We start from the raw sequence: 1,972 nt of genomic DNA on the forward strand, positions 1-1,972 counted from the left end.
ACTAACTCAGCCAGTAAGGGCACTCTACCAGTCCGTACCGAAGCGTCAAAGCCAAAACTCTCTAAGGGCAAGCAAATGGGATCATCGCCCAAGAACTCATCACGGTATACCTGAGTTGTGACTAAGGGAGCAGATGGCTATTATGCGGTCAACTACACTGGACTAATGCCTGTATTGGTAGAGGCAATCAAAGACTTGCGCAAGAAAAACGGAGAATTGAAAAACCAAAGCCAAACCCTCAAAGCAGAACTAACTGATGTGAAAACCCGCCTGGCAACCCTGGAAAAATTGATCAGGAGGCAGGCAAACAAATAGCAGTAGTAAGGGGTGGTGAAAAATGAGTTACCTTTAAAACGAACACTTATTTTTCACTACCCCTTCAAAAACCACCTGATTGGTTCCCCAAAGAGAATTTAAAAAAGTGCAAAAAGCCGTCGAAAAGTAATAGCAGTAAAAAAATGTATTATTCGTAAATATTTGATTATTAACTGGTTAGTGTTTTTATAGATTAAAATACATAAAAAAGTGTCCAAACTGCCTACCCGATATAGGTATAGATAATTGACAAGCTAAAAAAACAGGTACAATACACACTTTTAGCTTTGTACAATAATGGTTAAACTATTTTTTTTTATAAGAACAAAAAGTGATGAAAAAACACAATTCTATATTAGTTACCTTGAGCCTCATGGCTTTTTTTGCTTTAGGTATGGGTAACATCAGTCAGGCACAAACTTCTCGTCTTACCATCAAAAAGCCCGGCAGTAGCACAGGAGTTACTTTAGATAATGAAACCGGAGGCAATACCATTTTTAGCATTGGCAGCAGCGAAAAAATGCGCCTGACCAGTGATGGGAAATTAGGCATTGGTACTACTGACCCACAAGACAAACTTCACATAGGCAGCGCGGGCTTAGTAAACATAAGAGTAGGTAAGTATGTTCATTTAGGTGAAACAGGTAATGGTTTAGCTACTGTTTTAGGCAATAATGTAAGAGTTTCGACTACTGAAAATGTTAAAATGCAGTTTGTCAACCCTATAGATGGAGGGCAAGCCATTAGATTAATGTTCAATGAAGGGATTAGTTTTCATACTGCGGGTGGTGTGTTGACTGGCGATGTGATTACCGCCGGACAGAATTATGCGGGCTATGAAAGAATGCGCATTGATTTAAACGGCAATGTAGGCATTGGTACCACTACACCAGCTTATAAACTTGAGGTAGATGGTAATATTCATGCCACTGAGAGAGTATATGCTAATGGAATTGAGCTGACCTCAGACATCCGCTACAAAAAAAACATCCAACCTTTGAGTACCGATGTAGTGGCCAAGTTAAGCCAAGTGAGGGGTACCTCGTATAAGTTTCGTACCGAAGAATTTAAAGAAAAACGCTTTTTAAAGACTAAGCAAGTTGGTATAATTGCCCAAGAGCTTGCGCAAGTATACCCTGAGTTGGTAATGAAAGGAGCAGATGGCTATTACTCGGTAAACTATATAGGGTTGATCCCGATATTGGTAGAAGCAGTCAAAGACTTGCGTAAAAACAATGATAAACTGGATAAACAAGCCCAGGTACTCAAGGCTAAAAACAAAAAGATCAAGGAAGCATTGACTGGCTTGAAAAGTCAACATAAGAACCTCAAAGCCGAATTAGCTGATGTGAAAAGCCAACATAAGGCCCTCAAAGCCGAATTGAACGACTTGAAAAGCCGCTTGAAAGCTATAGAAAAAAGTTTGGAAAAGCCTAAAGACTAATAGTGGCCAATACAAAATTAATTAGTTTAGAAAACAAGTAGAAAACGGTTACTCACCATGCAATTTTGTGTAAAGCCTTTTGCCCTTTGGTTGGGTGTATGTTTATGGGCAATGGCGGCAAGCGCTCAAGTACCACCACCGCCCAAGGTAGCCGGAGGCAAACCCAGTCAAAACCCCCACAACAAAATCAAACGATGGCAGTTGGGGGGCAAC

Annotated in this window: 2 protein-coding genes; both read left to right on the forward strand. The window is 40.3% G+C overall.

Annotation, left to right across the window (positions count from 1 at the left end):
- The first annotated feature begins 117 nt into the window (after nucleotides 1–117).
- Nucleotides 118–315, forward strand: a complete 198-nt coding sequence (locus M23134_RS37110) for a hypothetical protein (protein WP_045115100.1) — start codon at nucleotides 118–120, stop codon at nucleotides 313–315.
- A gap of 334 nt (nucleotides 316–649) precedes the next feature.
- Nucleotides 650–1,759 carry a tail fiber domain-containing protein gene (locus M23134_RS37115; protein WP_002706268.1) on the forward strand — a complete coding sequence of 370 codons (1,110 nt, stop codon included), beginning with the start codon at nucleotides 650–652 and terminating at the stop codon, nucleotides 1,757–1,759.
- Nucleotides 1,760–1,972: the final 213 nt, after the last annotated feature.

The sequence above is a fragment of the Microscilla marina ATCC 23134 genome, assembly GCF_000169175.1.
Taxonomy (GTDB): domain Bacteria; phylum Bacteroidota; class Bacteroidia; order Cytophagales; family Microscillaceae; genus Microscilla; species Microscilla marina.

Excerpts from the sequence above, each read along its gene's own strand:
- M23134_RS37115 (WP_002706268.1), top strand. The coding sequence starts at position 650 with ATGAAAAAACACAATTCTATATTAGTTACCTTGAGCCTCATGGCTTTT.